General features: G+C 63.7%; 28 protein-coding genes. 12 read left to right on the top strand and 16 right to left on the bottom strand.

All coding sequences use genetic code 11. From position 1 onward, the window contains the following. Positions 1-23: 23 nt before the first annotated feature. Complete coding sequence (locus NLM31_RS40525; protein ID WP_254195837.1) at positions 24-995, bottom strand: ABC transporter permease; 972 nt, start codon at positions 993-995, stop codon at positions 24-26. Positions 996-1,036: 41 nt separating this feature from the next. Continuing rightward, the gene (locus NLM31_RS40520; protein ID WP_254134737.1) at positions 1,037-2,926 is read right to left on the bottom strand and encodes an AMP-binding protein; all 1,890 of its coding nucleotides are present in this window, start codon (positions 2,924-2,926) and stop codon (positions 1,037-1,039) included. Positions 2,927-3,194: 268 nt separating this feature from the next. Between NLM31_RS40520 and NLM31_RS40515 the strand changes: the two genes are divergently transcribed. Beyond that, the gene (locus NLM31_RS40515) at positions 3,195-4,139 is read left to right on the top strand and encodes a helix-turn-helix domain-containing protein (RefSeq protein WP_254134736.1); all 945 of its coding nucleotides are present in this window, start codon (positions 3,195-3,197) and stop codon (positions 4,137-4,139) included. Positions 4,140-4,184: 45 nt separating this feature from the next. Here NLM31_RS40515 and NLM31_RS40510 read toward each other — a convergent pair whose 3' ends face one another. Further along, positions 4,185-5,390 (bottom strand): ABC transporter substrate-binding protein, encoded by a 1,206-nt coding sequence (locus tag NLM31_RS40510; RefSeq protein WP_254195836.1) that lies wholly within the window; start codon positions 5,388-5,390, stop codon positions 4,185-4,187. A 163-nt stretch (positions 5,391-5,553) separates the two neighbouring features. Between NLM31_RS40510 and NLM31_RS40505 the strand changes: the two genes are divergently transcribed. The 5 genes from NLM31_RS40505 (at position 5,554) to NLM31_RS40485 (ending at position 11,169) form a co-directional block, all read left to right on the top strand. Further along, complete coding sequence (locus NLM31_RS40505; RefSeq protein ID WP_254134734.1) at positions 5,554-6,321, top strand: FadR/GntR family transcriptional regulator; 768 nt, start codon at positions 5,554-5,556, stop codon at positions 6,319-6,321. Between the two features lie 118 nt (positions 6,322-6,439). Then, on the top strand, positions 6,440-8,053 hold the full coding sequence (locus NLM31_RS40500) for an acyl-CoA synthetase (RefSeq protein ID WP_254134733.1): 1,614 nt from the start codon (positions 6,440-6,442) through the stop codon (positions 8,051-8,053). Between the two features lie 179 nt (positions 8,054-8,232). Further along, positions 8,233-9,036: an MBL fold metallo-hydrolase gene (locus NLM31_RS40495; protein WP_254134732.1), complete on the top strand. Its 804-nt coding sequence runs from the start codon at positions 8,233-8,235 to the stop codon at positions 9,034-9,036. A 150-nt stretch (positions 9,037-9,186) separates the two neighbouring features. Beyond that, positions 9,187-10,206, top strand: a complete 1,020-nt coding sequence (locus NLM31_RS40490; RefSeq protein WP_254134731.1) for an alpha/beta fold hydrolase — start codon at positions 9,187-9,189, stop codon at positions 10,204-10,206. A gap of 15 nt (positions 10,207-10,221) precedes the next feature. Next, on the top strand, positions 10,222-11,169 hold the full coding sequence (locus tag NLM31_RS40485; RefSeq protein WP_254195835.1) for a fatty acid desaturase: 948 nt from the start codon (positions 10,222-10,224) through the stop codon (positions 11,167-11,169). A gap of 57 nt (positions 11,170-11,226) precedes the next feature. Here the strand turns inward: NLM31_RS40485 and NLM31_RS40480 are convergent, their stop codons facing one another. Continuing rightward, positions 11,227-11,463, bottom strand: a complete 237-nt coding sequence (locus NLM31_RS40480; protein ID WP_148771245.1) for a hypothetical protein — start codon at positions 11,461-11,463, stop codon at positions 11,227-11,229. Between the two features lie 137 nt (positions 11,464-11,600). Continuing rightward, positions 11,601-12,581 carry a YafY family protein gene (locus tag NLM31_RS40475; RefSeq protein ID WP_254195834.1) on the bottom strand — a complete coding sequence of 327 codons (981 nt, stop codon included), beginning with the start codon at positions 12,579-12,581 and terminating at the stop codon, positions 11,601-11,603. 87 nt (positions 12,582-12,668) lie between these two features. Between NLM31_RS40475 and NLM31_RS40470 the strand changes: the two genes are divergently transcribed. Both NLM31_RS40470 and NLM31_RS40465 read left to right on the top strand, forming a co-directional pair. Beyond that, entirely contained in the window at positions 12,669-13,313 is a 645-nt protein-coding gene (locus NLM31_RS40470; RefSeq protein ID WP_254134728.1) for a glutathione S-transferase family protein, read from the top strand. A 16-nt stretch (positions 13,314-13,329) separates the two neighbouring features. Next, positions 13,330-13,764 carry a DUF6157 family protein gene (locus NLM31_RS40465; protein ID WP_254134727.1) on the top strand — a complete coding sequence of 145 codons (435 nt, stop codon included), beginning with the start codon at positions 13,330-13,332 and terminating at the stop codon, positions 13,762-13,764. A 3-nt stretch (positions 13,765-13,767) separates the two neighbouring features. Here NLM31_RS40465 and NLM31_RS40460 read toward each other — a convergent pair whose 3' ends face one another. The 4 genes from NLM31_RS40460 to NLM31_RS40445 all read right to left on the bottom strand — a co-directional run bounded on the left by NLM31_RS40460 (position 13,768) and on the right by NLM31_RS40445 (position 17,630). Further along, positions 13,768-14,553, bottom strand: coding sequence for an enoyl-CoA hydratase/isomerase family protein (locus NLM31_RS40460; RefSeq protein WP_254134726.1), 786 nt, complete (start codon positions 14,551-14,553; stop codon positions 13,768-13,770). A gap of 11 nt (positions 14,554-14,564) precedes the next feature. Further along, the gene (locus NLM31_RS40455; protein WP_254134725.1) at positions 14,565-15,674 is read right to left on the bottom strand and encodes a cyclic nucleotide-gated ion channel; all 1,110 of its coding nucleotides are present in this window, start codon (positions 15,672-15,674) and stop codon (positions 14,565-14,567) included. A 166-nt stretch (positions 15,675-15,840) separates the two neighbouring features. After that, entirely contained in the window at positions 15,841-16,059 is a 219-nt protein-coding gene (locus NLM31_RS40450) for a hypothetical protein (RefSeq protein WP_254134724.1), read from the bottom strand. Positions 16,060-16,181: 122 nt separating this feature from the next. Continuing rightward, positions 16,182-17,630, bottom strand: coding sequence for a TAXI family TRAP transporter solute-binding subunit (locus NLM31_RS40445; RefSeq protein ID WP_254134723.1), 1,449 nt, complete (start codon positions 17,628-17,630; stop codon positions 16,182-16,184). Between the two features lie 405 nt (positions 17,631-18,035). Between NLM31_RS40445 and NLM31_RS40440 the strand changes: the two genes are divergently transcribed. Both NLM31_RS40440 and NLM31_RS40435 read left to right on the top strand, forming a co-directional pair. Next, positions 18,036-18,383, top strand: coding sequence for a DUF3307 domain-containing protein (locus tag NLM31_RS40440; protein WP_177248139.1), 348 nt, complete (start codon positions 18,036-18,038; stop codon positions 18,381-18,383). Between the two features lie 290 nt (positions 18,384-18,673). Next, positions 18,674-19,072, top strand: a complete 399-nt coding sequence (locus NLM31_RS40435; protein WP_254134722.1) for a hypothetical protein — start codon at positions 18,674-18,676, stop codon at positions 19,070-19,072. On the opposite strand, the gene NLM31_RS40430 is transcribed toward NLM31_RS40435, so the two are convergent. Together NLM31_RS40430 and NLM31_RS40425 are read right to left on the bottom strand one after the other, a co-directional pair. Next, the gene (locus tag NLM31_RS40430) at positions 19,069-19,383 is read right to left on the bottom strand and encodes a YkgJ family cysteine cluster protein (RefSeq protein WP_254134721.1); all 315 of its coding nucleotides are present in this window, start codon (positions 19,381-19,383) and stop codon (positions 19,069-19,071) included. The two genes, NLM31_RS40435 and NLM31_RS40430, sit on opposite strands and share 4 nt — an antisense overlap. A gap of 19 nt (positions 19,384-19,402) precedes the next feature. Beyond that, positions 19,403-20,101, bottom strand: coding sequence for a YafY family protein (locus NLM31_RS40425; RefSeq protein WP_027530661.1), 699 nt, complete (start codon positions 20,099-20,101; stop codon positions 19,403-19,405). A gap of 112 nt (positions 20,102-20,213) precedes the next feature. On the opposite strand from NLM31_RS40425, the gene NLM31_RS40420 reads away from it, so the two are divergent. Beyond that, positions 20,214-20,477: a hypothetical protein gene (locus NLM31_RS40420; RefSeq protein ID WP_254134720.1), complete on the top strand. Its 264-nt coding sequence runs from the start codon at positions 20,214-20,216 to the stop codon at positions 20,475-20,477. A gap of 38 nt (positions 20,478-20,515) precedes the next feature. Next, positions 20,516-21,244, top strand: a complete 729-nt coding sequence (locus tag NLM31_RS40415) for a glutathione S-transferase family protein (RefSeq protein ID WP_254134719.1) — start codon at positions 20,516-20,518, stop codon at positions 21,242-21,244. Positions 21,245-21,322: 78 nt separating this feature from the next. Here the strand turns inward: NLM31_RS40415 and NLM31_RS40410 are convergent, their stop codons facing one another. The 5 genes from NLM31_RS40410 to NLM31_RS40390 form a co-directional block, all read right to left on the bottom strand. Further along, complete coding sequence (locus NLM31_RS40410; RefSeq protein WP_254134718.1) at positions 21,323-22,474, bottom strand: ABC transporter substrate-binding protein; 1,152 nt, start codon at positions 22,472-22,474, stop codon at positions 21,323-21,325. A gap of 90 nt (positions 22,475-22,564) precedes the next feature. After that, entirely contained in the window at positions 22,565-22,984 is a 420-nt protein-coding gene (locus NLM31_RS40405; protein ID WP_254134717.1) for a thioesterase family protein, read from the bottom strand. 22 nt (positions 22,985-23,006) lie between these two features. Further along, on the bottom strand, positions 23,007-23,768 hold the full coding sequence (locus tag NLM31_RS40400) for an SDR family NAD(P)-dependent oxidoreductase (protein WP_254134716.1): 762 nt from the start codon (positions 23,766-23,768) through the stop codon (positions 23,007-23,009). A 22-nt stretch (positions 23,769-23,790) separates the two neighbouring features. Next, on the bottom strand, positions 23,791-25,674 hold the full coding sequence (locus NLM31_RS40395; protein WP_254195833.1) for a feruloyl-CoA synthase: 1,884 nt from the start codon (positions 25,672-25,674) through the stop codon (positions 23,791-23,793). Beyond that, on the bottom strand, positions 25,671-26,480 hold the full coding sequence (locus tag NLM31_RS40390) for a crotonase/enoyl-CoA hydratase family protein (protein ID WP_254134714.1): 810 nt from the start codon (positions 26,478-26,480) through the stop codon (positions 25,671-25,673). The genes NLM31_RS40395 and NLM31_RS40390 overlap by 4 nt, the downstream gene beginning before the upstream one ends. Positions 26,481-26,508: the final 28 nt, after the last annotated feature.

Genomic DNA, 26,508 nt, shown 5'->3' with positions numbered 1-26,508 from the left:
TCATTGTCGTTCTTGTCGGTCGTTCAGATATCGCCCTGCTGTGCCGTTTCTTCGTTGCGCGGATTCAGGAAAGAGTCCGTGATGACGGCGAGCAGCAGAACCACGCCCTTGATCAAATTCTGCCCGGCGTAGGAGATGTCCATGATGGTCATGCCATTGAGCATGGTGCCGATCAGCAGCGTGCCGATGATGACGTTCAGCACGCCGCCACGGCCGCCTGACAGTCCGATGCCGCCCAGCACGACAACCAGGATCACGTCGTAGATCAGCGTCGAGTTGAAGATGCGGGTCGGCATCGAATTGACCGAGGCCGCCAGCACGAGGCCGGCAAAGCAGCCGATCAGTGCGGTGATCACATATTGCAGGACGATGATCGGGCGTGAGGGAATGCCGGTGACACGCGCGGCGTAGGGATTGTCGCCGATCGCATAAATATAGGCGCCCCAGCGGGTCTGACGCAGCAGGAACGCGACCACGATGCAGGCGATCGCGAACATCCAGATCGACGTCGGAATGCCGAGAACGGTGCCCTGCCCGAGCCGCTCGAAGCCGTTCATGCCCGGGCTCCATTGCACGACGTCGAGCTGGAACAGCGCGGCTTGTCCGAGTCCGGCGAGCAATAGCCCCGTCGCCAGCGTCGCAAACAGCGAGGGCACCTCGGCATAGGCGATCAGCCAGCCATTGACGAGGCCGAAGGCGATCGTGAGCAGCACCGCGGTCAGCAGCGAGAAGGGTAGCGAATGGCCGTTCTGCACCATCTGGAGCACGAGGCCCGGGGGCACGGCGAGCGCCGCGATCAGCGAAATGTCGATGCCGCGGCCGATCACGACGATCGCCATGGCGAGGCCGAGAATGCCGAGCACTGCCACGTTCTGGAGCAGCGTCAGCATGTTCTCTGCCGTCAGAAAACCGTTGAGGAAGATCGAGAACACGAGGAACAGCAGCGCGAAGACGGCGAAAACGATCTCCTGCTGATTGAACCGGAAACGCTTCATCCCCTTATTGCCTTTCTTCGACGTCGGCCTCTGTGGGTCCGTTATGACGATCGGGTCCGTATGCGATAGGTCTGCGGAAGCGGTGTCAGACTTTCCGTGAGGGCCTTCACCAGGTCCTGGTCGTTGGAGCTGATCGAGATGTGGACCAGCGTATTCAGTCTGGCGTCTTTGTCGACGAGAATGTCTGCCGCTGTGTCGGGCCCGAAGATTCGGTCAATCTCGGTTCGGACTTTTTCCCGGACAGCGAGGTCACGAAGCGTGGGCTTGAAGATCTTGCCGACCGCGGTGACGGGGAGAGTCTCGAGCAGCACGACGCGCTTCGGCCGGGCGGGAGGCTCATTCACGTTGCGTTCGAGATGCTCGCTCAGCCGCGGCAGGTCGATGGTTTGTCCGGGCGACGGCACCACGAAGAGAATGGGAACCTCTCCGGCATAGGCGTCGGGCATGCCGACGGCTGAGCTCATCTGAACGCCGGGGAAGGCATTGGCGACGTCCTCGATCGCGGCGGGGTCGATGTTGTGACCACTGCGGACGATCAGGTCCTTCTCGCGTCCGGTCAGCACCAGTCGCTGGTCCGGGGTGAGGTAGCCGACATCGCCGGTGACGATCCAGTGGTCGGCGGTGAGCACGCCCCTGTTGTGCTGGGGATCGAGATATCCGGGAAACACTTGCGGTCCCCTCGCAAGCACGAGGCCGCTGGTGAGCGGCGGGCATTCCGTATCGAGGTCGGTATCATCGAGCGCGACGATTTTCGTCTGCGCAAACGGCGCCCTGAAGCCGACGCTGCCCTGCACCGGCGCGCCGCGGCCGGGATTGAACGCGATCGCCGCCGCGGTCTCCGTCATGCCGTAGGTCTCGAACAGCGTGATCCCGGTCCGCGCCTGAAACCTCTCGCTGACGGCTTTCGGCGCCACCGCCCCGCCGGTGAGGGCCATGCGAACCGAACTGACATCGGAAGACCCGATCGGCACCTCGGCCAGCGCGGCAATCGAGGTCGGCACGCCGCTCACGATGGTCGCACGAAACCGCTCGACGGTGTGCCAATAGTCGCGGATCGCATCCGGACTTCTGAGGCTGTAGGGCGAGGGAATGATCACGTGGCCACCGGCCGCCAGGATGGACAGGCCGAGCGTCATGGTGCCGCCGACATGAAACAGCGGGAAGCCGTTGATGGCGGCATCGAGCTCATCCAGGCCGTGGACCTGCGCAAAGCTCCAGGCGGCATGAATCTGGTTTCCATGCGTCAGGCGGACAAGTTTCGGTCGCCCAGTGGTGCCGCCGGTGTGAAATAGCGCGCAGATGGTGTCGCGATCCTGCGATGGCACGAAGTCCAGGCTGTCGCGCATGGTTGCGACCGCCTCATCGAAGCTCGTGGCGCCGCCGGAGAGGCGGCCGTTCGCACCGACCACGAAGATCGTCTTGAGCGATGGGACGCGGCTCGCGACATTGACCGCCTTGGTCCAGATCGTGCGATCGGCGGCCTCGGACGCGACCACCAGGACAGTTGCGTCCTGTGCTTCGAGCAGATCGGCAATCGCATCTTCGGTCAGGAGATAGTTGATCGAACTGGCGACGCCCGCGATCTGGGCCCCGAGCAGTGCCGGGAAGAGCTGTGGCAGGATTGGGCAGAGGAATGCGACGGTGCCGCCGCTTTCATTGATTCCGTGCACTCGAAAGAGATTGGCCGCGCGCGTGATCTCCGCGAGCAATTGCCGATGCGTCAGCGTGACATCGCCGGGCTCGCGCGAGCCTTTGGTCAGCACCGTCAGCGCGGGCCGGTCGGGATGCAGGCGCGCCGTGGCTTCGAAGAGATCATGCAGATTGCGGGAGGGGATGAGGGAATCGTAAGGCCGACCTTCCAGCGCCTCGATGTCGGCGATGGTTTGGATCGGCTGCGTGAACCGCGTCGTGATCAGCGAGGGCGCGCTCACGGACACCGCCAATCAAGCGGCACGGAGGAATGTGCGGCAGCTGATCTGTCCTGATGCAAGCGAACGTTTCCTGCCTATCCCGTTGGGCGATTTTTGTTCTTCATAGGCCACATGCCCGGACTCGGCTTGCTCCGGAGCGCAAAGCTTTTGCTTGTCCGCGCAAACCGGTCTTGCGCGTAGGCGGCGGCCATCTAGAATTTCGCAGTCGGGCCGGCTTGTGCGACGCACAAACGACGTTCATCATGGCCTTGCAACGGATGGGCGCACGATGGACCTGATATTCTCGACGGACGACCTCGAGCCGTCCAAACGTTTCGCCGCGTGGCAAGGTGCCATTTGCGACGTCTACGTTCATGTCGACGTCAATGCGGAAGCGCGATCCGATTATCAGGGCTTCATACGTGAGGCGAAATTCGGCGCGATCACGATGACCGACGTGTTGCTGTCGGAGCAGCGCATCTCCCGGCGCGAGCGGCACATCGCAAAGCTCGACAAGGATTGCTACTACCTTGAATTCGTTCAACAAGGCAGGATCAACGTCCTTCAGGCCGGCCAGACCATGCGTTCGAACGCTGGAATGAGCACGGTCTTCTCGGCTTCCGAGGCCTATGACCTCGAATGCATCGGCAAGGTACGATCGCTCTACCTCGAGATACCCCGCACGGAGTTCGCGGAGCGCTTCAGCGATGGACGCCTGCCTGTCATCACCACGATGACGACGAGTCGCGGTCTGGGTCGGATCGCTGCCGAGTTCTGCACGACACTTGCTCAGGAAGGCGGGCAGCTGGACGAGATCGCAAGGGCGCGGCTTGGCGGCGAACTGATGGACGTGCTGGCACTTGCGCTCGACATGGGCGACCGGGAGGAATTCTCCGAGGACGCGGCCGCGCAGCAGGCCCGGCTGCGCTCGGTCAAGGCCTGGATCGAAGCGCACCTCACCGACGCGGATCTGTCGCTGGAGAGGATCGCGAAGAGCAATGGCGTCTCGCTCAGGCATCTGCACTATCTCTTCCGGCTCACGGATGTCTCGGTGTCCGAATGGATCCTGGATCGGCGGTTGCAGCGTTGCTACGACGTCTTGACACGGTCGGAGTTGCGGTCCCTGTCGATTACCGAGGTTGCCTATCAGCTGGGATTCAGCTCCTCGTCATATTTCAGCACGGTGTTTCGCAGGAAGTTCGGACACAGCCCGTCGGAATTGCGTCGCCGCTAGAGGACCTGCGCCGCGCAAGGCGATGCAGGTCCGTCGTCGTGAGCGTTACTTCACCAGCGGACAGCCGCCGTCCTTGAGTGGACGGAAGGCCTGGTCGGCCGGCACCTCGGCGAGCAGCTTGTAATAGTCCCAGGGAGCTTTGGATTCCTCGGGCTTCTTCACCTGGAACAGGAACATGCTGTGCACCATGCGGCCGTCTTCGCGAAGGATGCCGTTGTCGGTGAAGGCGTCCTTCACCGGCAACTCGCGCATCTTCGCCATCACGGTCTTGGTGTCCTTGGTGCCGGCGGCCTGCACGGCCTTGAGGTAATGCAGCGTCGCGCTGTAGGTCGCGGCCTGGTTCATCGTCGGCATGCGCTTGACGCGTTCCATGAAGCGTTTGCCGAAGGCACGGGTCTTGTCGTTGAGATCCCAGTAATAGGCCTCGGTGATGATCAGCCCCTGCGCGAGCTTCAGCCCCAGGCTGTGCACGTCGGAGATGAACATCACGATCGCCGCCAGGTTCTGCCCGCCGGCGACAATGCCGAACTCGCCGGCCTGCTTGATCGCGTTGATGGTGTCGCCGCCGCCGTTCGCGAGCCCGATGATTTTTGCCTTCGAAGCCTGGGCCTGGAGCAGGAATGACGAGAAATCAGCGGTGTTGAGCGGATGCTTGACGCTGCCGAGCACCTTGCCACCCGCCGCCCGCACGACATCGCCGGTGTCGCGCTCGATGGAATGGCCGAACACGTAATCGGCGGTGAGGAAGAACCAGCTGTCGCCGCCATTCTTGACGATGGCGCTGCCGACGGTATGGGCATTGGAATAGGTGTCGTAGGTCCAGTGCGCGGTGTAGGGCGAGCAGGACTTGCCGGTGATGTCGGAGCTCGCCGCATCGGTGACGATCATGATCTTCTCGTACTGCTTCGACAGCTCCATCACCGCAAGCGCAGTGGCCGAGGTCGGCAGGTCGATGATCATGTCGACGCCTTCGGTCTCCCACCATTTGCGCGCGATGGTGGAGGCGACGTCCGGCTTGTTGAGCACGTCGGCCGCGACCATGTCGATCGGCTTGCCGAACATCTGTCCGCCAAAGTCCTCAATGGCCATCTTGGTGGCCTCGACATTCCCCTGGCCGCCGATGTCGGAATAGACCGAGGAGAAGTCGGAGAGCACGCCGATCTTGAGCGGGGTCTGCTGGGCGGAGGCGGGAGCGATCAGGGCAGCCGACAGCAGGCCGGCCGCAGACATGAGTGCTGCGATAGGTCTCATGGACACGTTTCCTCTTGCGGGACTGTTCCGTCCCTTTGTCCGACAAAGCTAGAGCGGGGTTTCGCAGGAGTCAATTTGCTGCAGATGCAACATTTATAACCGGGTTTGACGCGCTTTTCGGTCGCTCCTATACTTTGTCGGACAATCGCCATTAGGGGCTATCTTGCCAGTCTCGCCGCTCTTCCGTCCGATCGATGTCGCGCCGGCCTATCAGAAGGTCGCCGACGCGATCGAACGCGAGATCGTCAATGGCCGTATCAAGCCAGGCGATCCCATCGGCACCGAGCACGACCTCGTGCGGCAGTTCGGCGTCAACCGCTCGACCATTCGCGAAGGCATCCGCGTGCTGGAGGAGGGGGGCCTGATCCGCCGCGATTCCTCGCGCCGCCTGCATGCCTGCCTGCCGCGCTACAGCAAGCTCGCGAGCCGCCTCAGCCGCGCGCTGGTGCTGCATGAGGTCACGTTTCGCGAGCTCTTCGAGGCCTCGATGACGTTGGAGGTCGCCAGCATCGAAGGTGCGGTGGAGCGGGCGACGGAGGGGAATCTGGCCGAACTCGGCGAGAACCTTGCGCGCAGCGAGGCGGTGGTCGGCGATCCCGCGGCGCTTGCGGAATGCGACGCAGAATTCCATGTGCTGGTCGCAAAGGCCTCGCAGAACCGCGTGCTCCAGCTCGCGCGCGAGCCGGCGGCGCAATTGTTCTATCCGACCACCGAGATGATCGTGACGGGTGTCGCCGAAGGCGGCCCGCGCCTCGTTGCCGCGCACCGCCATCTCATCGACGCGATCCGTCGACGCGACCGCGAGGCCGGCGTACTCTGGACGCGCCGGCACCTGCAGGACTGGCGCCGCGGGTTCGAGAAGATCGCCTCGCTCGATCGGTCGGTCGAGCACATGTACATGGAGCACGCGCAGGCGGTCCGGCGCAGATAGCGTCGCATGATCCGGAAACGTGTGAAGCGGTTTTCCGGCAAGATCATCCGCAAGAAGCACAAGACGCAAGATTTCAAGCAAGAAATCGAACAAGCAAAGCCATCACATGGAGGGACACATGACCGGCGACATCGCAGCCACCATCTCGAAGGCGCGCGAGCATTCCATCGGCGATCTTCTGCGCCGTTCCGCGGGTCGCGAGCCGGCCAAGCTCGCCGTGAGCTGCGGCAGCGTGAGCTGGACCTTTGCCGAGATGGATACGATCTGCAACCGGCTCGGCCGCGGCCTGCTCGGTCTCGGCGTGAAGAAGGGCGATCGTCTTGCCGTTCTCTCGCGCAATTCCCATGCTTTCGCCGCGCTACGCTTCGCGGTTGCGCGGATCGGCGCGGTGCTGGTGCCGATTAACTTCATGCTCAATCCGGACGAGATCAATTTCATCCTCAAGAGCTCCGGCGCAAAGTTGCTCGCGACCGGTCCGGATTTCGTTGAGCCGGCGCGCGCCGCGAGCGCGAAGGATTGCGCTGTCGAAAAGATGATCTGGCTGCCGGGCGAGGATCCCGCCACGGCGCCCGCGGGCCTCACCACTTTCGACGATCTGCTTGATCCCGACGGCTCGTTCCTCGAGGCGTCCGTCGACAGCCGCGATCTCGCGCAGATCGTCTACACCAGCGGCACGGAGTCGCTGCCCAAGGGCGCGATGCTGACCCACGAAGCCGTGATGTGGCAGTATGTCAGCTGCATCATCGACGGCGGCATGAGCGTGGACGACAAGTTCCTGCACGCGCTGCCGCTCTATCATTGCGCCCAGCTCGACGTCTTCCTCGGGCCGCAGGTCTATCTCGGCGCCTCCGGCGTGATCACGGGCAAGCCGACCGCCGACAACATCCTGGCGCTGATCCAGGCGCACAAGATCACCTCGTTTTTCGCGCCGCCGACGATCTGGATCGCGATGCTGCGTTCGCCGAATTTCGACAAGACCGATCTCTCGACGCTCCAGAAGGGCTATTACGGTGCCTCCATCATGCCGGTGGAGGTGCTGCTCGAGCTCCAGCGCCGCCTACCCGCGGTAAAATTCTGGAACTTCTACGGCCAGACGGAGATCGCACCGCTCGCGACAGTGTTGCGTCCGGAGGATCAGCTGCGCAAGGCCGGCTCGGCCGGCAAGCCGGTGCTCAATGTCGAGACGCGTGTGGTGAATACGTCGATGAAGGACGTCGAGGTCGGCGAGGTCGGCGAGATCGTGCACCGCTCGCCGCATCTTCTCTCCGGCTATTACAATGATCCCGTGAAGACCGCGGCGGCGTTTACCGGCGGCTGGTTTCACTCCGGCGATCTTGCCACGGTCGATGACGAAGGCCACATCACCGTGGTCGACCGCGTCAAGGACATGATCAAGACCGGCGGCGAGAACGTCGCCAGCCGTGAGGTCGAGGAGATGGTCTATCGCATCCCCGCGGTCTCCGAAGTCGCCGTGGTCGGCCTGCCCGATCCGCGTTGGATCGAGGCGGTCACGGCCATCGTCGTGGTCAAGACCGGCGAGAAGCTGGATGAAGACGCTGTCATCCAGCACTGCGCCGGCCAGATGGCGCATTTCAAGGTGCCGAAGCGCGTGATCTTCGTGGACAGCCTGCCGAAGAACCCGAGCGGCAAGCTGCTCAAGCGCGAGCTGCGCCAGCGCTTCGTCGGGGCTGACACCCTCGACAAGGCGGTTCAGAAGAGCTTTGGGACGTGAGGGTCTGACTCTCTGCGAGTCCGGGGTCGGTTTGAAACGATCGGGCCTCGACATCGTCGATGAGAGCGTAGCGAGCAATCCCGAGTCTTTCCGCGGGTGCATCTCTGGATTGCGTCGCTGCGCTCGCAATGATCGGCTTGAGGCAATAGGGTGCTGCATCCCGCAATGGAGCTCCCACCATGCCTCTCTGGACCTGCGAAACCTGCGGCGCACAATTCCCGGACAACGAAAAGCCGCCTGCCTCCTGCCAGATCTGCGAGGACGAACGGCAGTTCGTGAACTGGAAGGGGCAAACCTTCCTGACGCGCGAGACGTTGGCGGAATACCATCGCCTCGTCTGGCGCGATGATCTCGGCCTGATCGGCATCGGCTCAGATCCGAGCTTCGCGATCGGCCAGCGTGCGTTACTGATCCCGGATGGCAAGGGGTGCGTGATGTGGGACTGCATCCCGCTCGCGACTTCGGAGGCGATCGCGCATGTTAAATCGCTCGGCGGCCTGACAGCGATCGCGATCTCGCATCCGCATTTCTATGGCGCGCTCGCCGACTGGAGCGAGGCATTTGGTGGCGTGCCGGTCTATCTTCATGCCGATGATCGCGACTGGGTGACGCGTCCACATCTGTCGATCGTGCACTGGACCGGCGATCACCATCGCATCTCGGATGACTTGCTGTTGCTGCGCACGGGCGGTCATTTCGCGGGTGCGACCATGCTGCACCATTCGCGCGGCGCCGAGGGCAGGGGCGCATTGCTTACAGGCGACATCGCGCAGGTGACGATGGACCGCCGCTTCCTCAGCTTCATGTACTCCTATCCGAACTACGTGCCGCTCAACGCGGCCGCGGTACGGCGGATCGCTGCGGCCGTCGAGCCGCTCGCCTTCGACCGCATCTATGGCGCCTGGTGGGGGCGCAACATTGCCTCGGGTGCGAAGGACGCCTTCGCGGCATCGGTGGAGCGATACATCGCGGCGATCGCCTGACAGCCAGAATTTCATTGCATTGGCCTAATAACTGTACTATTGGTACAGTTATTAGATGCGACGCAACGATGCGTTTGCCGGTCCGGCACGATCGATGCATCGTGGTCGTGGCGGGCGCATTCCGCGGCCGCGCGAGCGGGATTTGGACGCATGACCGGGCAGAGCGACTACGAGATCTTCGAGGCTGGCGATGTCACGCTTCAATCCGGTGCGGTCTTCCCTTCGCTGAAGCTTGCCTACAAGACCTATGGCACACTCAATCCGGCCAAAGACAACGTCATCCTCTATCCGACCTCGTTCAATGCGCAGCATTTCGACACGGAGTGGCTGATCGGGCCCGACGGCGTTCTCGATCCCACCCGCTATTTCATCATCATCCCGAATCTGTTCGGCAATGGCCTGTCGTCCTCGCCATCGAACTCCGGCAACGGGCCGTTCCCGCAAATTTCCTACCACGACGCCATCGCGGTCCAGCACCGGCTGCTGACCGAGCGCTTCGGCATCACGAAGCTCGCGCTGGTCTATGGCTGGTCGATGGGTGGCATGCAGGCCTATCACTGGGCGGCGCTGCACCCTGATATGGTGGCGCGTGCCGCGGTCGTCTGCGGTAGCGCGCGCTGTGCGCCATACAATCAGGTGTTTCTTGAAAGTGTGAAGGCCGCACTGACCGGCGATCCGGCCTTTCGCGATGGCCGCTTCGTCGAAAGGCCTACGATCGGCTATCGCGCCATGGGCCGCGTCTATGCCGGTTGGGCGATGTCGCACGGATTTTATCGCGACGAGCTGTGGCGCGAGGCAGGCTTCACCTCGCTGGAAGACTATCTCGTCCGCGCCTGGGACACGATATTTGCGCGCCGCGACGCCAACGATCTGCTGGCGCAGGTCGGTATCTGGCAGCGCGGCGATATCAGCCGCTGCGATGCCTTCGGCGGCGATCTCGATCGCGCGCTGGCGGCGGTCAGGGCGCATATGCTGCTGATGCCGGGCGCGACCGATCGTTATTTCGATGTTCGCGACAACGAGGACGAGCTCGGCAAGCTCGTCAACGCGAAATCGGCGGTGCTGCATCCGATCCCGTCGCTGCACGGCCATCGCGCTGGCAATCCCATCAACAATCCGCGCGATCAGGCCTTCCTCAAGGCCGAGGTCGCAGCGCTTCTCAGCAAGTAAGACAGGTCCTCGATCATGAGCGATGCGACAGTTTCAGAGCCCGGCCATCGCCTGAAGCCGCTAAGCCCGGCCATGCTGCGCGAATTGTCGGTGCGCTCGAATCTCAGGGGCGCGGCGCAGAGCCTCGGTCACTACGGAACGATCGTACTGGTCGGGGCGCTGATCTGGATGGTGTCTTCGCGCTATGGCGTGCTCTGGGCGCTGCCGCTGGTGGTGGCGCAGGGCTATCTCGTCGCCTTCCTGTTCATGGCCGTGCACGAAACTGCCCACAAGACCGCGTTCAGGGGTCGTGGCCTGAATCTCGCGGTCGGCTATCTCTCCGCGTTCATCATCGGCCTTCCCTACGAATATTACTGCCTGTTCCATTGGGACCATCATCGCTATACCCAGGATCCGGACAAGGACCCCGAGCTGATCGTCGGCGTGAAGCCGGCATCCGACACGCAGCTTGCGATCGCCTATAGCGGATTGCTCCAGGTCGCCGGCCGCCTCCGGCTGATGCTCGGCCATGCCATCACCGGCAAGGTCGTCGTGCCCTGGATCCCCGAGAACAAGCGCGCCACCATCGTGACCGAGGCGCGCGCCTATGTCGCGTCCTACGCGTTGCTGCTCGCATTGTCGCTGTGGTTCTCGTCGGCGCTGCTGCTGTGGGTCTGGATCGTGCCGCTGATCATCGGGCAATTTTTCTTGCGGCCCTATCTCTACGCCGAGCACACCGGCTGCGAGCGGACCCGCAGCGCGTTCGAGAACACCCGCACCACCTACACCGGTGCGGTCGTCAAATGGATTGCTTGGAACATGCCCTACCATGTCGAGCATCACGCCTATCCTTCGATTCCGTTTCATGCCCTGCCAAGGCTGAACGGCATCGTCGATGGTGAGATCGTCTATCGTGGCCGTGGCTATATCAGAACGACGCGCGAGACATGGGCCTGGTTTCGCCGGCATCGGAAGAGCGCTTGATCTCAACGCAAAACTCCGGCCGCAGCGCGACCGGAGCTTTGTCGTGAAGGCACGATATCAGTAGATCCCGTAGGCGCAGACATTCACGACGCGGACGCGCATGCCGTGGCGGGTCGGGACGACGCGCTCCTGGTAGCAGTTGCTGACGCCGGTGTTGACGTAGAGGCCGCCATAACCGAAGCCCCAGCCGGGACCCCAGTGGTGGAAGCCGTGAGCCGACGCCGCGGTGGGTGCGAGAGCGGCAGCGCCGAGCGAACCGGCGGCGATCAGACCAAGAGCAAGCTTACGAAACATCTTCATTCTCCAGTGTGGCGCGAGGCCGTTGTTGTGTCCCTGCTTCTCGGTCGGGCCGAAGCGTGATTGCGTTCACATGGAGGAGGGAGAATCGTGTTTCAGGATTGTTTCATCGGCCGCGGCGAGGTGCGCCGCTGTCAGGCTTTCCGCGCCGCGCGATAGCGCGCGGCCATCGCCTGCGTCATCTCGGCCATCTTCTCGCGGAGATCGGCGGGCTCCAGCACCTCGGCCTCGGAGCTGAGCCGCAGCAATTCGGCGGCGGCATGCCACGAGGTTTTCCCGGTTGGCACCTTCGCGATGCGCCAGCCATCGGCATCAGTGGTTTCGTCGATCTGCGTGCGCGCCCTGACGTAAGGCTGGCTCAGCGCGTCGAGCAGCTTTACGCCCAATGGTGAGAGCCGCACGACCGCGACGTTCGGGTGCATCTCGGCCTCGAGCCGCAGTGTGGCATCCTGCCAGTAGGCGGCGAGATCGAAATCGGCGGGACGATCGAAGCGGTCGTCGAGCGCGCTGCAGTCGAGCACGCGCGCGATGCGGTAGGTGCGCACGCTGCCGTCGACCTGGCCTGCGAGATACCAGCTGCCACCCTTCAGCACGAGGCCGAGCGGGGCGACACGGCGCAGCTTCTCAGCGCGCCAGCTCTGATAGCGGATCTTTATCAATGTCCCGCGCAGAGCCGCGCCGGCAATCGCGCGCAGATGCTTTGGCTCTTCTGCCTCGCCGAACCAGCCCGGCGCGTCCAGATGAAAACGCTCCTGCATCCGCCCGGCGTCTTCGCGCAAGTTTGCGGGCAGCGCCGCCATCAGCTTGTTCTGTGCGGCGATCATCGCTGCATCGAGCCCAAGCGCGGCCGCCGGGCCTGGCAGTCCCGCGAGGAACAGCGCGCCTGCCTCGCTCTGCGACAGGCCGTTCAGGCGTACGCGATAGCCGTCGAGCAGACGGTAGCCACCTTCCGCGCCGCGGTCGGCATAGACGGGGACGCCGGACGCCGCGAGCGCGTCGATGTCGCGATAGATCGTGCGCACCGACACCTCGCAGGACTCGGCGAGTTCGGGCGCAGTGACCTGTCCCTTGGCCTGGAGGGTGGTGAGGATCGACAGCATCCGGCTCGCGCGCATGATCTCCTTAAACCATACCTGACACAGGATGTCAGGTATGGTTCGCTACAAGGTCATCCATCGCAAGCCGACCCGAGGAGACGCGCCATGACCGATCCGAACCGCATCACGCTGTATTATTCGCCGCAAAGCCGGGCCATGGGCACGCGTGTGCTGCTGGAGGAACTCGGCGCGCCCTATGATCTTCATGTCCTTAACATGAAGGCCGGCGAGCAGCGGAGGCCTCCCTATCTCGCCATCAATCCGCTCGGCAAGGTGCCTGCGATCCGCCATGGTGATGCGCTCGTGACCGAGCAGGTCGCCATCTTGATCTATCTCGCCGATCTCTTTCCGCAGGCCGGCCTCACGCCTGCGCTTGGCGATCCGCTGCGCGGTCCGTATTTGCGCTGGACCGCCTATTACGGCGCCTCCTTCGAGCCTGCCCTGATCGACAAGTTCATGAAGCGCGATCCTATGCCGATCACGCAGTCGCCCTACGCTGACTACGACACCATGCTGGGCGCGCTCGAAACACAGTTGTCGAAAGGGCCTTATCTGCTTGGCGAGCGGATGACGGCAGCAGATATTCTTTGGGGTGTCGCGTTCAGCTGGACGATGATGTTTGGCATCGTGCCGAAGAAGGACGTATTTGTCCGCTACAGTGAGCGCATCACGTCAAGGCCGGCGTACCAGCGCATCAGTGCGGCGGATGACGAGATGGCTGCGCAGCATGCTGCGGCCGCGGGAAGCTAAAGAGGCCGGACCTCATATGGCCAAGCCGCTCCATACGACCAACTGTTTCGACACGTTCATTCGGGTTGCCGAGGACTGTCCGGCGCGCTTCGGTGAGGAGCCGCCGCCGCGGGCCGGGCGACCGACAGTGGCCGGCCTGCAATATGAGATGATCGCGAATGCACCTTACACGTACACGTCGGACGATGTGATTTTCGCAACCTCAGCGCCTGGGCGTGAGCTTGGAGCCAAGGCGACCAGGTCCGAGAAGAACGCTGCCCGCGCGACGTTCTTCTCGCGGGGCCAGGCCTGCATGCGTGCCTCGGGTCTCGGCAAGCGCTACGGCTGGGGTGTGCACGCCGACAGTGAGGGCCGAATCGCGATCTACGCTGTCGACAGCAAACGCTATCAGGCGCTGTCGCACGATTCAGAGCTCACGCAGACACGCGCGATGCGGTCGAAGCGGGGGTGATCCTCAAAACCGCGGCGGCCGCTTTTCCGCAAAGGCCTTGATGCCTTCCTTGATCTCGTCGCCGCGCATGCTGTCGCGGTGGCGCTGGTCGGCGGCTTGCTCATCCAGCTCGCCGCGGGCGAATTCGTTGATTGCGCGTTTCATGCCGCGCATCGCGTTCGGGGCATTGCCGGCGAGGATGCTGGCGAGCCTGTCGACCTCCTCGTCGAGTGTCTCGACCGGCACCATGGCGGTGAGATAGCCGATGCGCAGCATCTCCGGCGCGGTGATTTTCTGCGCCGTCAAGAACAGCTTCTTGGCGTTGTCGGCGCCGAGCCGCGTCACATAGCGTTTGATGCCGCTCCTGTAATAGTGCAGCCCGAGCCGCGCCGCAGGCATGAACATCTCGGCGGTATCGACGCCGATGCGGAAATCGCAGGCCAGCGCAAGGTCGGTCGAGCCGCCATAGACGCCGCCATTGAGACGGCAGATCGTTGGCACGCCGAGGTCTTCCAGCCGATTGACGACGACCTCGAAGGCCGAGCCCGCGCTCTGCTGCTCGTTGGCGCTCACGGCTCGTTCGGCGACCGAATTGAGATCGTATCCCGCGGAGAACGCGCGTCCGGTGCCGGTCAACACCAGCACGCGGATGGCTGGATCGGCCTCGACCCGGTCGAACAGCCTGACCAGGTCGCCGAGATCCTCCGCCTGCAGCCGGTTGAGATGCTTGGGCCGGTTCAGGCGGATGGTGGCGCGCGCACCATTGATTTCGAGCACGGGGCCGCTGGCCGCGTCGGCTGTGTCCGACATTCTTGTCTCCATTACTTGTTTTCGAGCGCCCGGCGCTTCGCCTCGGCGTCGATGGTCTCGGCGAGGTCCGGGTGCCGCGCCATCAGCACGCGGAAGTCGACGAGGTCGAGCACCAGCAGCCGCGACACTTTCGTGGTCGAGACATTGGCGCCGCGCATGTTGTTGCCGAGCAGCGCCATCTCACCGAAGAAGGCGCCCTCGCCGAGCTGGACTTTCTTGCCGGGGAGGTCGACCTCGACCGCGCCGGCCGCGATGAAGTACATGCAGTCGCCCTGCGCGCCCTTGCGGATGATCATGGTGCGTGCCGGCAGCTCCATGGTACGCAGCATGTGGGTGACGTCAGCGATCGCTGCCGGCCCCAGCGCCGCGAAGAACGGCACCTTGCTGACGGATTCCCAGGTCTTGAGGAAGTTGTCACGCCGGGTTTCCGCCGCGAACCCGGTCGCCAGAATACCGGTCCAGAGGCCGAACACGCCGAGGCCGGAGATCATCACCAGCGCCGCGACCATGCGGCCGAGCGGCGTGACCGGTACGACGTCGCCATAGCCTGTCGTGGTCAGGGTGACGACCGCCCACCACAGCGCGGCAGGGACGCTGCCAAACGTCTGCGGCTGCACGTCCCGCTCCAGGAAATATTCGGCGACGGAGGCCAGGAAGACCACCATCAGGAAAATCACAAGCACGCTGAGCAGCGGTCCGGATTCCAGCACCAGCACGCGGCGGAGCTGGCGCAGGCCGGGAATGCCCGGCACCACCTTCAAGACCCAGAGCACGCTCAGGAGCCAGGCGGTCTTGGGTTCGGCGCCGAGGATCAGGGCGACCGGCACCGCCAATGCCCCCAATGCGTCGACCCACCCGGCCGAGGAGGACATGTAGAGGGCGAGCCGCCCCTGCCGCGCCATGTGGCGCAGCCGGACCAGCCATTCGAACACGAAATAGGCGAGACAGGCCCAGAGCAGGAAATCGACCCAACGGTGGGCCGCTTCATAGGCTGGATCGAGCGTTAGCAGCACCATGCTGACCACGCCGACGGTCACGGCCACATAGGCCGCCTTGGTCATGTTGCGGCCGGCGGTCGCGGCCACGAACTGGGCCAGAGGGGGAAACATCGGCTTGAACATGCGGAATGGCGGCTCGATCTTGGTGCTTGGCGGTCCCGGCCAGGGACTTGGGCGCCAAAGTGCCCGCCCGGACCGGGGCCGTCAACGACGGGGCGGGCAGCCGAACCATCCGCCCGGATCAGGGCGCGGCTACTTCGTCCAATCGCAAGGGGGCGGGGTCTGGTTGCTATTTGAAATGTGGAGGTTCGTCATAGCCGCGGCGGCTGCTCAGGAACAGCAGCATCATCAGGCCGACGCCGACGATCACGGAGAACCCCGCTCCGAGCGCCAGTGCCACATAACCTTCCGTCGGGAGCGGGTCGCCTTCGACCGCCATGGCCGAATAGCCGAAGTAACCAACCGCAACCAGCATTCCCAGCAAGATGATGAGAAGGAGCAGACGCATGGTGCGTTCTCCGGTTGTGCTGAGAACGCCAACGGTTGTACGAGGGAAACGGTTCCCGGGGCATGGCTCGCGATTCGCCCAAAAAGCGAGCGAGCCCGATCTCGAGGCACGGCCTCGATAGGTCAGGCACTCTGAGCCGTCTTCACCACGACGACATTGCTGTCTTCGGGCGGCGGGAGCGCGGCGGGGGCGCCGATCTTCTCGAGCTCGCTGGCGTGGCGCTTCAGGTAGTCGCGGCGCATGCCGATCTCGTCGCGGACGAATTCATAGCCGAGCTTGAAGGTATCGAGGCCGTCGGTACTGATCGTGCCGTCGCGCAAGCCGATCACCGCGCCGCGCAAGATGCCCTCGAGCTCGTCCTGCAGGCATTCGAGCTGATCCAGCGAATGGGCGTGCTCGATGCGTTCGCCGACGTCGAGGACGGCGGTAGAAAGTTCGCCAGCCTTCTCAGGCGCGATGCGGGTGATCTTGGCGTAGATCGCAGCGAAGATCGAACCGATGACGCTGAGCGCGGCGGCGCCCAGATACATCATGTCGCTGTACTTATCCATGAACGACTTGGTGTCATCGTTGATGTAGTCGGCGGCGCCCTGATGCGCCATCACGTACGCATCTTTCTCGACGGAAGCCGGTTCGATATGGGTCGCAAAGCCGTTGTCGAGCCCGAGCGCGGACTTGTTCTCGTAGACGATGCGCGCGATGTCGCCGGCGGTGGTCGCCGACATCTTGGACTGAGCGACCAGCAGCCATTCGAGGCCGATCGTGTCGAGATCGTCGTCGGGAATCTCGGGCGAGGCGGACAGCGTGCCTGCCGTCAGCGTCTCGTCTGATATGCCGGGGAATTTGCGTGCCAGGGCCTTGGCCTCGTCGATTGCATTGAGCGTGAAGCCGCCACGCTTGGCGACCTGCTCATAGGCCTTGTCGCGCACGGCTTTGGAGGCGTGGACGACGGCAATCACCGCACTGAAGCCGTTGGCCGGCGCGAACAGCTTGTCCAGTGTCGCACCCTGCGGCGCCATCTGGATCTTCGCGGCGTCGGGGCTGTCGGCGGGAATGTCGAGGATGCTGCGAACGAAGGCGAGGGACGAATCATTCTCGGCGAGAATGGCGACCTTCTTCTTCTTGAGCTCGGCGAGCGACTTGATCTTCTTGCTGCCGGGGCCGAGCAGCAGCACGAGATCGTGCTCGAGGATCGCGAGCGTCCGCGCCCGCAGCGGCACCTTGGCGTCGGTGCGCAGCACGGCAAGATCGGCCTGCCTGCGATCGAACTGCGCGAGTGCCTTGGCGCCGTCGGCGTTGTTGACGACCTTGATCCGGAAACGGGAGGCGTTGTTCTTCAGCAGTGTGGCGAGCTTGGTCGCGAACAGTGCTTCGTCGCTGTTGGGAGCGCCGACGGCAAAGGTCAGCGTCTCCGAATTGTGCAACCAGGCGCGTCCGGCCCAGACGGTGGCAAGCGACAGCAGCAGGGTCAGCACGACATACAGCACGACCTGCTGCTGATTGGTCTTGATCACCTTGGGACGCCGGGGCGGCGGGAGCTCGGTCGACGAGGTCGGACCTTCAGCACTCATGGCAGCACTCTGGCCTTATTTCTGGGACGGCGGGCGGCACGGGCATCGCCGGCGGCACGCGCGGAAAATTCGTAAGCATCTGAAAAAAGAACGATAATCCTCTACCTGAGGATGATAGCGCTCCAGCGAGAGAATGCAAATTCCGCGCCGAAGGTAACCTTACCCGACCGATCCGCGTCGTTTGGTCATGCTATCACCGTTTAGCCACAGTTGGCGATTTTCCAGTTCCCCCCGGCTGCATTCCGTCGCGGGAGATGTCATAAATCAGCGGTCCCGATGATCTGACGGGTCCAAGAAGAAGTTGCGCTGAACGCTCCATTCTTTCTTTTCGATTCAACGAGGGCGTCAGCTTTGTCGTTTCCACCTCTGTCATCGGCGGTTCCGGTTGAAGCGCTCATTGGCTGGATGTTGCTGCTCACCTTCAAGCACATCATCGCCGATTTCGTGCTGCAGACCGCATGGATGGCGCACGGCAAGGACCAGAAGCACGGCTGGGCTTTGCCGCTTCTGGTGCACTGCCTGATTCACCTTGCAGTTGCGCTGCCGCTGATCCTGATCGTCGCACCGAAATTCTGGTTCGTGGCGCTCATCGACTTCGTCATTCACATCACGATCGACCGCGCCAAGGGACTGGTCTCGGCCAATTTCGGCGTCAACCAGGAGCACCCCTGGTTCTGGACCCTGATCGGCGTCGACCAGGCGCTGCACCATCTGACCGGCTTCGGCCTCTCCATCTTCATGGCGGCCAACTGAGGCTGCCTGCGGTCGGCTGCCCGGCCTCGTGGTTCGAGACGGCGCCTCGCGCCGCCTCACCATCAGGCGTTGGAATTTTTCGGTGGAAACAAACCTCATCCCGAGGAGCCGCCAGAGGCGGGCGTCTCGAAGGATGGCCGCAACGGCACCGCCGACCCCGTATTCAGCCCGGCAGGGGGCCGCTCCGATTCGCGCCATAACGGCAAGCACCCCGGGTGACTACCGCCCAGGGTGGTTAACCTTTCATTAGAGAATTGCGCTGCATCTTCCGGACACGAGGGAGAACTGCAATGTTTTCAAGCCGCGACGCTTATGAAAGCGATTTCTGCCCGGTTCGCGACGAGCTCCTTGGCGAGATGTACCGCGCCAGCGAGAGTGGCCTGCCGAGGCTGGTTGAGAGTGTTTCCCCTGACGCGCGCGCCAGGTTGGCGCTGTTTTGCTATCGCCGCAGCCATCTTCATTCGCTGGCCGTCGCGATCGCAGCCAGCTGCAGCGAGCGCGACTTGATCGAGAACGGCGGCCGTGTCGGCTCGACGCTCTATGCGCTGTCGCGCGAGGGCTCGTCCAAATCGCCGCCGTCGCTGTCGGGCGGCCGCAAGCCGATCAGCCTGTCGACCAAGCCGCTCTCGGTGCTCGCACCGCTGGACGACGAGATCGACGACGAGATCAGCGAAGCCGTCCCCGCTTAAGCGGTCACGATCACAGGCAGTCCGAACTTCCGCCGCGCCATCGCGCATTCGGCGTCGCCCGGCATGCAGGTGCGACACACCTCCGGCCGCATCGCGTAGATGCCGCACGCGGTTGCCTTGCCGATCTCGCCCTGCAACGCTGAACAGCGATCGCCTTCGCAGCGCATGCCGGATTGTCGCTCGTTGATGAGCGTCTCCGGAATCGCTGCAAGCTCCTCGTCGCTCTCGATCGAGAAGCGCGGCCAGTTCTGCGAATAGCCGCAGCAGGCGCCGCAGCTCTGGCAACAGCTCGACAGATCGATTTCTTCCATCCTCGTCACGTGTCCCTTGTCAGGTGTCCTTGGGCGGGCCCCAGACCAGGCTCTGCCGCCATTTCGCGCGCAGCACGTCGCGCCGCTCCGGATATCTTTCGTCGAGATAGGTCGCATCCACCACGCGGTCGGTGCGGAAGCTGCGGAAATCGCTGCGCAGCTCGCACCAGGCCGCGAGCAGGCGCACGGCTTCGAGATAGCCGACCGAGATCGGCCAGATCATGCGCTCGCTGGGCCGGCCCTGCTCGTCGCGATAGCGCAGCATGATCTTCTTGCCCTCGTGAATCTGGGTGCGCGTGCGCGCCATGTCCAGGCGGTCAGGCTCCCTGTTCCAGCTCGGGCGCGCGCGGCTCGCAGGCTCCAGCACGAAGGGGCGCAGGCGCTCGGGCACGGTGTCGGCGATCTTGGCCATCAAATCTTCGGCCGCGCGCGCCAGCGTGGAATCGGCGTGGCCCGCGACCCATTGCGCACCGAGCACCGCCGCCTCGATCTCGTCGGGTGTCAGCATCAAGGGGGGCAGGTCGAAACCTTTCTCCAGGATGTAGCCCATGCCGGCCTCGCCGCGGATCGGCACGCGCTGGCCCATCAGCGTTGCGATGTCGCGATAGATCGTTCGCTTCGACGTCTCGAGTTCGGCCGCAATTGCGTCCGCCGTCAGCGGCTTACGGGTGCGTCTCAGCACCTGGATGATCTGAAACAGCCGGTCGGCGCGTCTCATGACAATTCTCTCATCGGGGGCGGATCAGAAAACGGCGCGTGGCTGCTGACAGGATGTTGGCAGCAGGGGAGTTCTATACCGGGACAACACATCGACTGAAGAGGGTTTGTCCATGATCATTCCAATCCATCTCGGCCTGGTCGGTCCGTTGTGGCGGGCGCAGACCTCGTTGCATGCCAGAGTCCCTGGCCGCCTTGCGCTTTTCGATCTCACCGTCGTCGATCTCCGCGTTGCGCTTGCGACCCTGTTGGTACGTGCGCTGATCCAGGCTGCGGACGCGCTGGTCCGCCATGTCATGAGCCGCGCCTGGCGGGGGGCCCGTTTCGCAGAAGATATCACGGCTGCTGCCACCATGGTGGCAGCAGCCCGTCACTAGGTTCCGTCAACTCTTTCGGCAGGTTCAGGAGAGCTCCAATGATAACGCTTTACGGCTTTGGCACCGGCTTCGGCCTGCCGGAAATCAGCCCCTTCGTCACCAAGACCGAGGTGCAGCTCAAGATGGCGGGACTGCCCTACCGGAAGGAGCGCGCAATGCCCCCGGCTTCGCCGAAGGGGCAGCTGCCCTTCATCGACGACGGCGGCGAGGCGGTGGCCGATTCCACCTTCATCCGCGCCCATATCGAGCGCCGCTACGGCTTCGACTTCGACGCCGGCCTTTCCCTGCACGAACGCGCCCAGGCCTGGGCGTTCGAGCGCATGATCGAGCACCACGTCTATTGGTCGCTGGTCGGCGCGCGCTGGGTCGATGCTGCCAATTTCGCCAAGGGCCCTGCGCATTTCTTCGACGGGGCGCCCGAGCACAGCCGCGAGAAACTGCGCGAGGACGCGCAATTCCGCGTCGCCGAGAACTACCTGCTCTCCGGCCTCGGCCGTCATGGGCCCGATGACGATGTCGAGCTCGCGGTGCGCTCGTTGTTTGCGCTCTCGGTGCAGCTCGGCGACAAATCCTATCTGATGGGCAACAGGCCCAGCGGGGTCGACGCGACGGCGTTCGGCGCGCTCGCCGGAATTCTCACGCCGTTCTTCGAATCCCGTCTGCGCGAGCGCGCGGAAGGATTTCAAAACCTCACCGCCTATGTCGACCGGATGATGGACACCTACTATCCGGAGTTCGCCTGGACGCCGCTGCGGCAGGCGGCCTGATGCAGTCGCGCCGGTAACGCAAAACAAAAGAGCCGGCCCATCGGGCCGGCTCTCGTCGTATTGGAAACTCGTCGCTGCTTATTTCGCGAGCGTGTATTTGCCGTCCTTGACCGTAAGCAGGATGCGCGAGCGGTCGTCGAGGCCGTAGCGATCCTTTTCGGTGAAGTTGTAGACGCCCTGGCTTGCCGGGATTTCCCGCTCGGTCAGCCAGGCCTGGCGAATGGCCTCGCGGAACTCAGGCGTACCGGGCTTCGCCGTCTTCAGCGCGGTCGGGATGACGCGCTTCAGGACCTCGAAGGCGTCGTAGGAATGGCCGGCGAACTGGCTGCGGCTGTTCGGGCCGTATTTGCCCTCATAGGCGGAGTTGAGCGCCAGGCCCGGCTTCTTGGTGAGGGCGCTGTCGGGCTGGTCTTCGGGATCCATCACCGGGCCCGACGTCATCAGCACGCCCTCGGCGGCCTTACCGGCGATGCGGATGAAGTCCATGCTGGCCGCGCCGTGGGTCTGGTAGATCAGGCCCTGATAGCCGCGCTCACGCAGCTCGGTTTGCGGCAGCGCCGCGGCCGTGCCGGAAGCGCCGACCAGGATCGCGTCCGGATTGGCCGCGACGAGCTTGAGCACCTGTCCGGTCACCGACGTGTCGGGACGCGCAAAGCGCTCCTCGTCGACCATGGTCATGCCCATCGGCACGCCCTGGGTCTTGAAATCGTTGAACCAGAGATCGCCGTAGGAATCGGAGTAGCCGATATAGCCGACCGTCTTCACGTTGTGGGCCTTCATGTGCTCGTAGATCACCTTGCCCATGATCGGAATCGGCTGCGGCATCGACACCGACCACTTGGCGCGCTCGGGCGTGATCGGGAACGGCGCAAGGCCGAAATGCGGGATGCCGGCTTCGTTCGCCACGTTGGAGATCGCGATCGACGACGGCGTGATCGAGGAGCCCATGATGACGTCGGCTTTGGATTCGGTGACGAAGCGGCGCGCATTGGTGGTCGCGGTGGTCGGGTCGCCGCCGTCGTCGAGCACGATCACCTTCAGCGGCACGCCGCCGATCTCCTTCGGCACGAATTCCAGCGCGTTGCGTTCGGGGATGCCGAGGGCGGCACCGGGACCTGTGGTGGTCACGCTGATGCCGATGGTGATTTCGTTGGTCTGGGCCAGCACCGGCAGGGCCGGCAGCGCCAGCGCGGCCGCGGCGATGGCGGCGGTCAGGTAAAAGCGTTTCATCGATTCCTCCCTTTTCGTATTTCTTTGAAAGCAGAAATTCGGGGCTATTTCAGCCCCGTCTTTTGGTGATGCGGCGATTTAGCTCCGGATCTAACTCCCTATGAATTTCGCTACCATTTCCGGCGGAAACGGTGCCGATTTCAGCTTGTCGGGGTTAACGGGATCGCGGCCGACCAGGACGCGGGTCTCAAAACCTTCGATGGCGAGCGCATCGCCCTTGTAGACATTGTGCTTCACCTCGAAGCTCGAGCGCTTGATGCTCTCGATCTTCGTTTCGATGGTGATCCAGTCGCCATAGGTCGAGGGGATGTAGAACTTGGACCGCGTGTCGACCATGGGGATGCCCACCAGGCCGTATTTGCGGACCAGGTCCTGTTTTGAGAACCCGGCGACCTCGAACAGGGTCGAGGTCGAATCGTCGAACATCGCGAAATAGCGCGGATAGTAGACGATGTTGGCAGGGTCGCAGTCGCCCCACTGGATCTGGACGTCGCGCCGGTTCACGAACATGCGGGGCTCTTACTCTACGAAGTCACTTGGGCGCCATGCGTAGCGAGCCGTCGAGGCGCACCACTTCGCCGTTGAGGTAGGAGTTCTCGACCATGTGCAGCGCGAGCGCGGCGAACTCGTCGGCATGGCCGAGCCGGCGCGGGAAGGGGATCGCGGCGGCGAGCGAGTCCTGGGCTTCCTGCGGCAGGTTGGCCAGCAGCGGCGTCAGGAACAGGCCGGGCGCGATCGTCAGCACGCGAACACCGAACTGGGCCAGCTCGCGCGCGATCGGCAGCGTCATGCCGACGATACCGCCTTTCGAGGCCGAATAGGCTGATTGGCCGATCTGGCCGTCATAGGCGGCAACCGAGGCCGTGTTGATGATGACGCCGCGTTCGCCGCTCGCCTGCGGCTCGAGCTTGGACATCTCGGTCGCGGCGAGGCGCAGCATGTTGAAGGTGCCGATCAGATTGACCTTGATCACCTTGTCGAAATCGGCGAGCGCCATCGGGCCGTCACGGCCGACGACGCGCTTTGCCACGCCGATGCCGGCGCAATTGACCAGCACGCGGGCCGGGCCGTGGGCCTTGGCGGCCTGTGCAATCGCGGCTTCAGCGGAGGCGGCGTCGGAGACGTCGCAGGTCACGGCGACGCCCTTGATCTCGGCGGCAACGGTCTCCGCGAGCTTGGTGTTGAGATCGCACACTGCGACCTTGGCGCCCTGTGCCGCCAGCTTGCGAGCGGTGGCGGCGCCCAGTCCCGATGCGCCGCCGGTGACGACGGCTGCCTGATCCTTCAACAACATGGCGTTCTCCTTCGATGAATTCTTAGCCGACCGATATCACACGATCAGATGGATTGGCAGCGTAGAGCTCCTCGATCAGCGCGCCGCGATGCTCGAGCACCGCGCGCTGGTTGATCGAGCCCTTGTCGGTGACCTCGCCCTTGTCGATCGACAGCGGCGCGTCCAGCAGGATCGCGCGCGTGATCCGCGTCGAGGAGCCGGTGGCCGAAGAGAGGAAACGCGTGAGCCGCTCGCGAAAAGCTTCGCGCACCAATCTATCCCGGGCGGTGACGGCGAGACTATCGGCCGGCAGCGTCGGGTTGATCAGGCGGCAACCGTCGAGATCGAGCAGCACCAGCGCGGAGACCTCGTCGCGGTTGATGCCGGCGATAACGACGTCGCGCACCAGCGGCGCGCAGGCCGCGACGAAGCGCGCACGCAGCGGGCCGACGCTGACCCAGGTGCCGCTCGCGAGCTTGAAATCCTCGCTGACACGGCCGTCGAAATCGAAGCCGGCGTTGAGATCATCGGGATCGGCGGGCTTGAGCGCGTCGCCCATCTTGTAAAATCCCTCCTCGTCGAAGGATTTTGCGGTGATGTCGGGCTGGCGCCAGTAGCCGGGCATCACGTTCGGGCCCTTGGCGCGAACCTCCATCTTGCCGTTGTTCGGAACCAGCTTGGCGTCGTTACCCGAGACGGGAAGGCCGACATGGCCGGAGCGGCTGGTGCGCGGATTAACCGACATGAAGAATGGCGCGGTCTCGGTTGCGCCGAGGCCGGTCAGCATCGGCACGCGATAGCCTTTTTCCTTCACCGCGAGTTCGTCGAGACTGTTCCAGACGAAGGGCGACAGCGCCGCACCCGAGAAGAACATCGCATGCAGCCGGTCGAAGAACTTGGCACGAAGGCCCTGGTCGTCGCGCAAATAAGGCAGCAGCGACTCGTAGCCCTTGGGCACGTTGAAATAGACCGTCGGCGAAATCTCCTGGAGGTTGCGCACGGTCTCCTCGATGCCGCCGGGCATGGGCTTGCCGGCATCGAGATACATAGAGCCGCCGTTGTAGAGCGTCAGCCCGATATTGTGGTTGCCGCCAAAGGTGTGATTCCAGGGCAGCCAGTCGATGATGACGGGCGGCTCGTCCTTGAGGAAGGCGAGCGTCTCGCGCAGCATGACCTGGTTGGCGCAGATCATGCGCTGGGTGTTGATGACGGCCTTGGGATTGCCGGTCGAGCCCGACGTCAGCAGGAATTTTGCGATCGTATCGGGGCCGATTTTGCGATGCACCGCGTCGAGGTCGCTGCGAACAGGCGTTGCCATGAGGTCGGCGAGCAAGGTGACGTCGCGGCCGGGCACGCTGCCATAGGATGCGGCGATCTCGGTGCCGAGCGACACGTTGGCGGCAAGGGCGTCCGCGAACTTGTCGGCGTCCTCGGCGAAGACGAGGCCGGGCGTCAGCAGCTTCATCAGGTAAGAGAGCTTGCCGTAATCCTTCGACACCAGCGAATAGGCTGGCGATACCGGACAGAACGGAATGCCCGCATAGAACGCGCCGAACGCCAGCAGCGCATGATCGATCGAATTGCCGGAGAGGATGACGACCGGCCGCTCGGCCGACAAGCCGCGCTGGATCAGGCCCGAGGCGATGTGACGGCTCGCCGTGAGCAGCTCGGCATAGGTGATCTTGCGCCAGCCGTGGCCGCCTTCGCGCTCCGCCATGAACACGCGGTTCGGCGTCGTCGTCGCCCAGTGATGCAGGCGGTCGGTGATGCGGATGGGATAGTCGCCGAGCGGCTGCTTCGGCCGCAAATAGATCGTGCCATCGGCGCGACGATCGATGTCGATGACGGGATCGCCGAACGAGATCGGCCGCAGCGGAGAATTGCTCTCGCCGCGCTCTGTGCTGGAAGAGGACGGCTTCGCACTCATGATTTCGGCTTTACCTTGGCGGTCTTGTGCTCGAGGAATTCGCGAATCCTGCGCTTGGCCTCCTTGTCGCTCTGCGCGACGGTGGCCATCAGTGATTCCATCAGCAGGCCGGTCTGCGGATTGGCCTCCGCGATCATCGGCAATGCCTGGAGCACGGCGAAATTCGTCAGCGGTGCGTTCGACGCGATCTTGGTCGCGAGCTCCAGCGCCTTGGTGAGGCCGCTGCCGGCCTCGGTGACATATTGCGCAAAGCCGTAAGACGCCCCCTCGGTCGCGCTATAGACGCGGCCCGTCAGCATCATGTCCATCATGCGCGCGACGCCGATCAGCCGTGGCAGGCGCACCGAGCCGCCGCCGCCGACGAAGATGCCGCGCTGGCCCTCAGGCAGCGCGAAATAGGCTGTGGGCTCGGCGACGCGAATGTGGGCGGAGCAGGCAAGCTCGAGCCCGCCGCCGATCACCGCACCCTTGAGCGCCGCGATCACGGGCACGCGGCTGTACTGGATGCGGTCGAACACCCGGTGCCACATTTGAGAGTGGAGGAGCCCGCCCGTGGCGTCGTGATCCTGAAGTTCGGAGAGGTCGAGGCCGCTGGAGAAATGATCGCCGATGCCGTGAATGACGACCGCGCCGATGTCCTCGGGCAGGGACGCAAAACATTCGCCGATTTCAAGGATGATGCCGTCGTTGAGCGCATTGCGCTTGGCCGGCCGGTTCAGACCCACGGTCAGAACCCGGTCCACCCTCTCGATTTGAAGCAGCCCGGAGGCGCCCGCGGCAGCGGTTTCGGCGTTTCCCTGTGTCATTTGCGTCCTTATCAGAATAGTTATGTTG

Source organism: Bradyrhizobium sp. CCGUVB4N (assembly GCF_024199945.1).
Classification (GTDB): Bacteria; Pseudomonadota; Alphaproteobacteria; order Rhizobiales; family Xanthobacteraceae; genus Bradyrhizobium.
The sequence above is the reverse complement of the archived record's forward strand: the minus strand, read 5'-3'. Positions and strand labels throughout refer to the sequence as shown.

Coding starts and splice junctions, on each gene's coding strand:
- NLM31_RS40525 (WP_254195837.1), bottom strand. CDS start 995: ATGAAGCGTTTCCGGTTCAATCAGCAGGAGATCGTTTTCGCCGTCTTC.
- NLM31_RS40515 (WP_254134736.1), top strand. CDS start 3,195: ATGGACCTGATATTCTCGACGGACGACCTCGAGCCGTCCAAACGTTTC.
- NLM31_RS40510 (WP_254195836.1), bottom strand. CDS start 5,390: ATGAGACCTATCGCAGCACTCATGTCTGCGGCCGGCCTGCTGTCGGCT.
- NLM31_RS40500 (WP_254134733.1), top strand. CDS start 6,440: ATGACCGGCGACATCGCAGCCACCATCTCGAAGGCGCGCGAGCATTCC.
- NLM31_RS40495 (WP_254134732.1), top strand. CDS start 8,233: ATGCCTCTCTGGACCTGCGAAACCTGCGGCGCACAATTCCCGGACAAC.
- NLM31_RS40490 (WP_254134731.1), top strand. CDS start 9,187: ATGACCGGGCAGAGCGACTACGAGATCTTCGAGGCTGGCGATGTCACG.
- NLM31_RS40485 (WP_254195835.1), top strand. CDS start 10,222: ATGAGCGATGCGACAGTTTCAGAGCCCGGCCATCGCCTGAAGCCGCTA.
- NLM31_RS40480 (WP_148771245.1), bottom strand. CDS start 11,463: ATGTTTCGTAAGCTTGCTCTTGGTCTGATCGCCGCCGGTTCGCTCGGC.
- NLM31_RS40475 (WP_254195834.1), bottom strand. CDS start 12,581: ATGCGCGCGAGCCGGATGCTGTCGATCCTCACCACCCTCCAGGCCAAG.
- NLM31_RS40470 (WP_254134728.1), top strand. CDS start 12,669: ATGACCGATCCGAACCGCATCACGCTGTATTATTCGCCGCAAAGCCGG.
- NLM31_RS40465 (WP_254134727.1), top strand. CDS start 13,330: ATGGCCAAGCCGCTCCATACGACCAACTGTTTCGACACGTTCATTCGG.
- NLM31_RS40460 (WP_254134726.1), bottom strand. CDS start 14,553: ATGTCGGACACAGCCGACGCGGCCAGCGGCCCCGTGCTCGAAATCAAT.
- NLM31_RS40455 (WP_254134725.1), bottom strand. CDS start 15,674: ATGTTCAAGCCGATGTTTCCCCCTCTGGCCCAGTTCGTGGCCGCGACC.
- NLM31_RS40450 (WP_254134724.1), bottom strand. CDS start 16,059: ATGCGTCTGCTCCTTCTCATCATCTTGCTGGGAATGCTGGTTGCGGTT.
- NLM31_RS40445 (WP_254134723.1), bottom strand. CDS start 17,630: ATGAGTGCTGAAGGTCCGACCTCGTCGACCGAGCTCCCGCCGCCCCGG.
- NLM31_RS40440 (WP_177248139.1), top strand. CDS start 18,036: ATGTTGCTGCTCACCTTCAAGCACATCATCGCCGATTTCGTGCTGCAG.
- NLM31_RS40435 (WP_254134722.1), top strand. CDS start 18,674: ATGTTTTCAAGCCGCGACGCTTATGAAAGCGATTTCTGCCCGGTTCGC.
- NLM31_RS40430 (WP_254134721.1), bottom strand. CDS start 19,383: ATGGAAGAAATCGATCTGTCGAGCTGTTGCCAGAGCTGCGGCGCCTGC.
- NLM31_RS40425 (WP_027530661.1), bottom strand. CDS start 20,101: ATGAGACGCGCCGACCGGCTGTTTCAGATCATCCAGGTGCTGAGACGC.
- NLM31_RS40420 (WP_254134720.1), top strand. CDS start 20,214: ATGATCATTCCAATCCATCTCGGCCTGGTCGGTCCGTTGTGGCGGGCG.
- NLM31_RS40415 (WP_254134719.1), top strand. CDS start 20,516: ATGATAACGCTTTACGGCTTTGGCACCGGCTTCGGCCTGCCGGAAATC.
- NLM31_RS40410 (WP_254134718.1), bottom strand. CDS start 22,474: ATGAAACGCTTTTACCTGACCGCCGCCATCGCCGCGGCCGCGCTGGCG.
- NLM31_RS40405 (WP_254134717.1), bottom strand. CDS start 22,984: ATGTTCGTGAACCGGCGCGACGTCCAGATCCAGTGGGGCGACTGCGAC.
- NLM31_RS40400 (WP_254134716.1), bottom strand. CDS start 23,768: ATGTTGTTGAAGGATCAGGCAGCCGTCGTCACCGGCGGCGCATCGGGA.
- NLM31_RS40395 (WP_254195833.1), bottom strand. CDS start 25,674: ATGAGTGCGAAGCCGTCCTCTTCCAGCACAGAGCGCGGCGAGAGCAAT.
- NLM31_RS40390 (WP_254134714.1), bottom strand. CDS start 26,480: ATGACACAGGGAAACGCCGAAACCGCTGCCGCGGGCGCCTCCGGGCTG.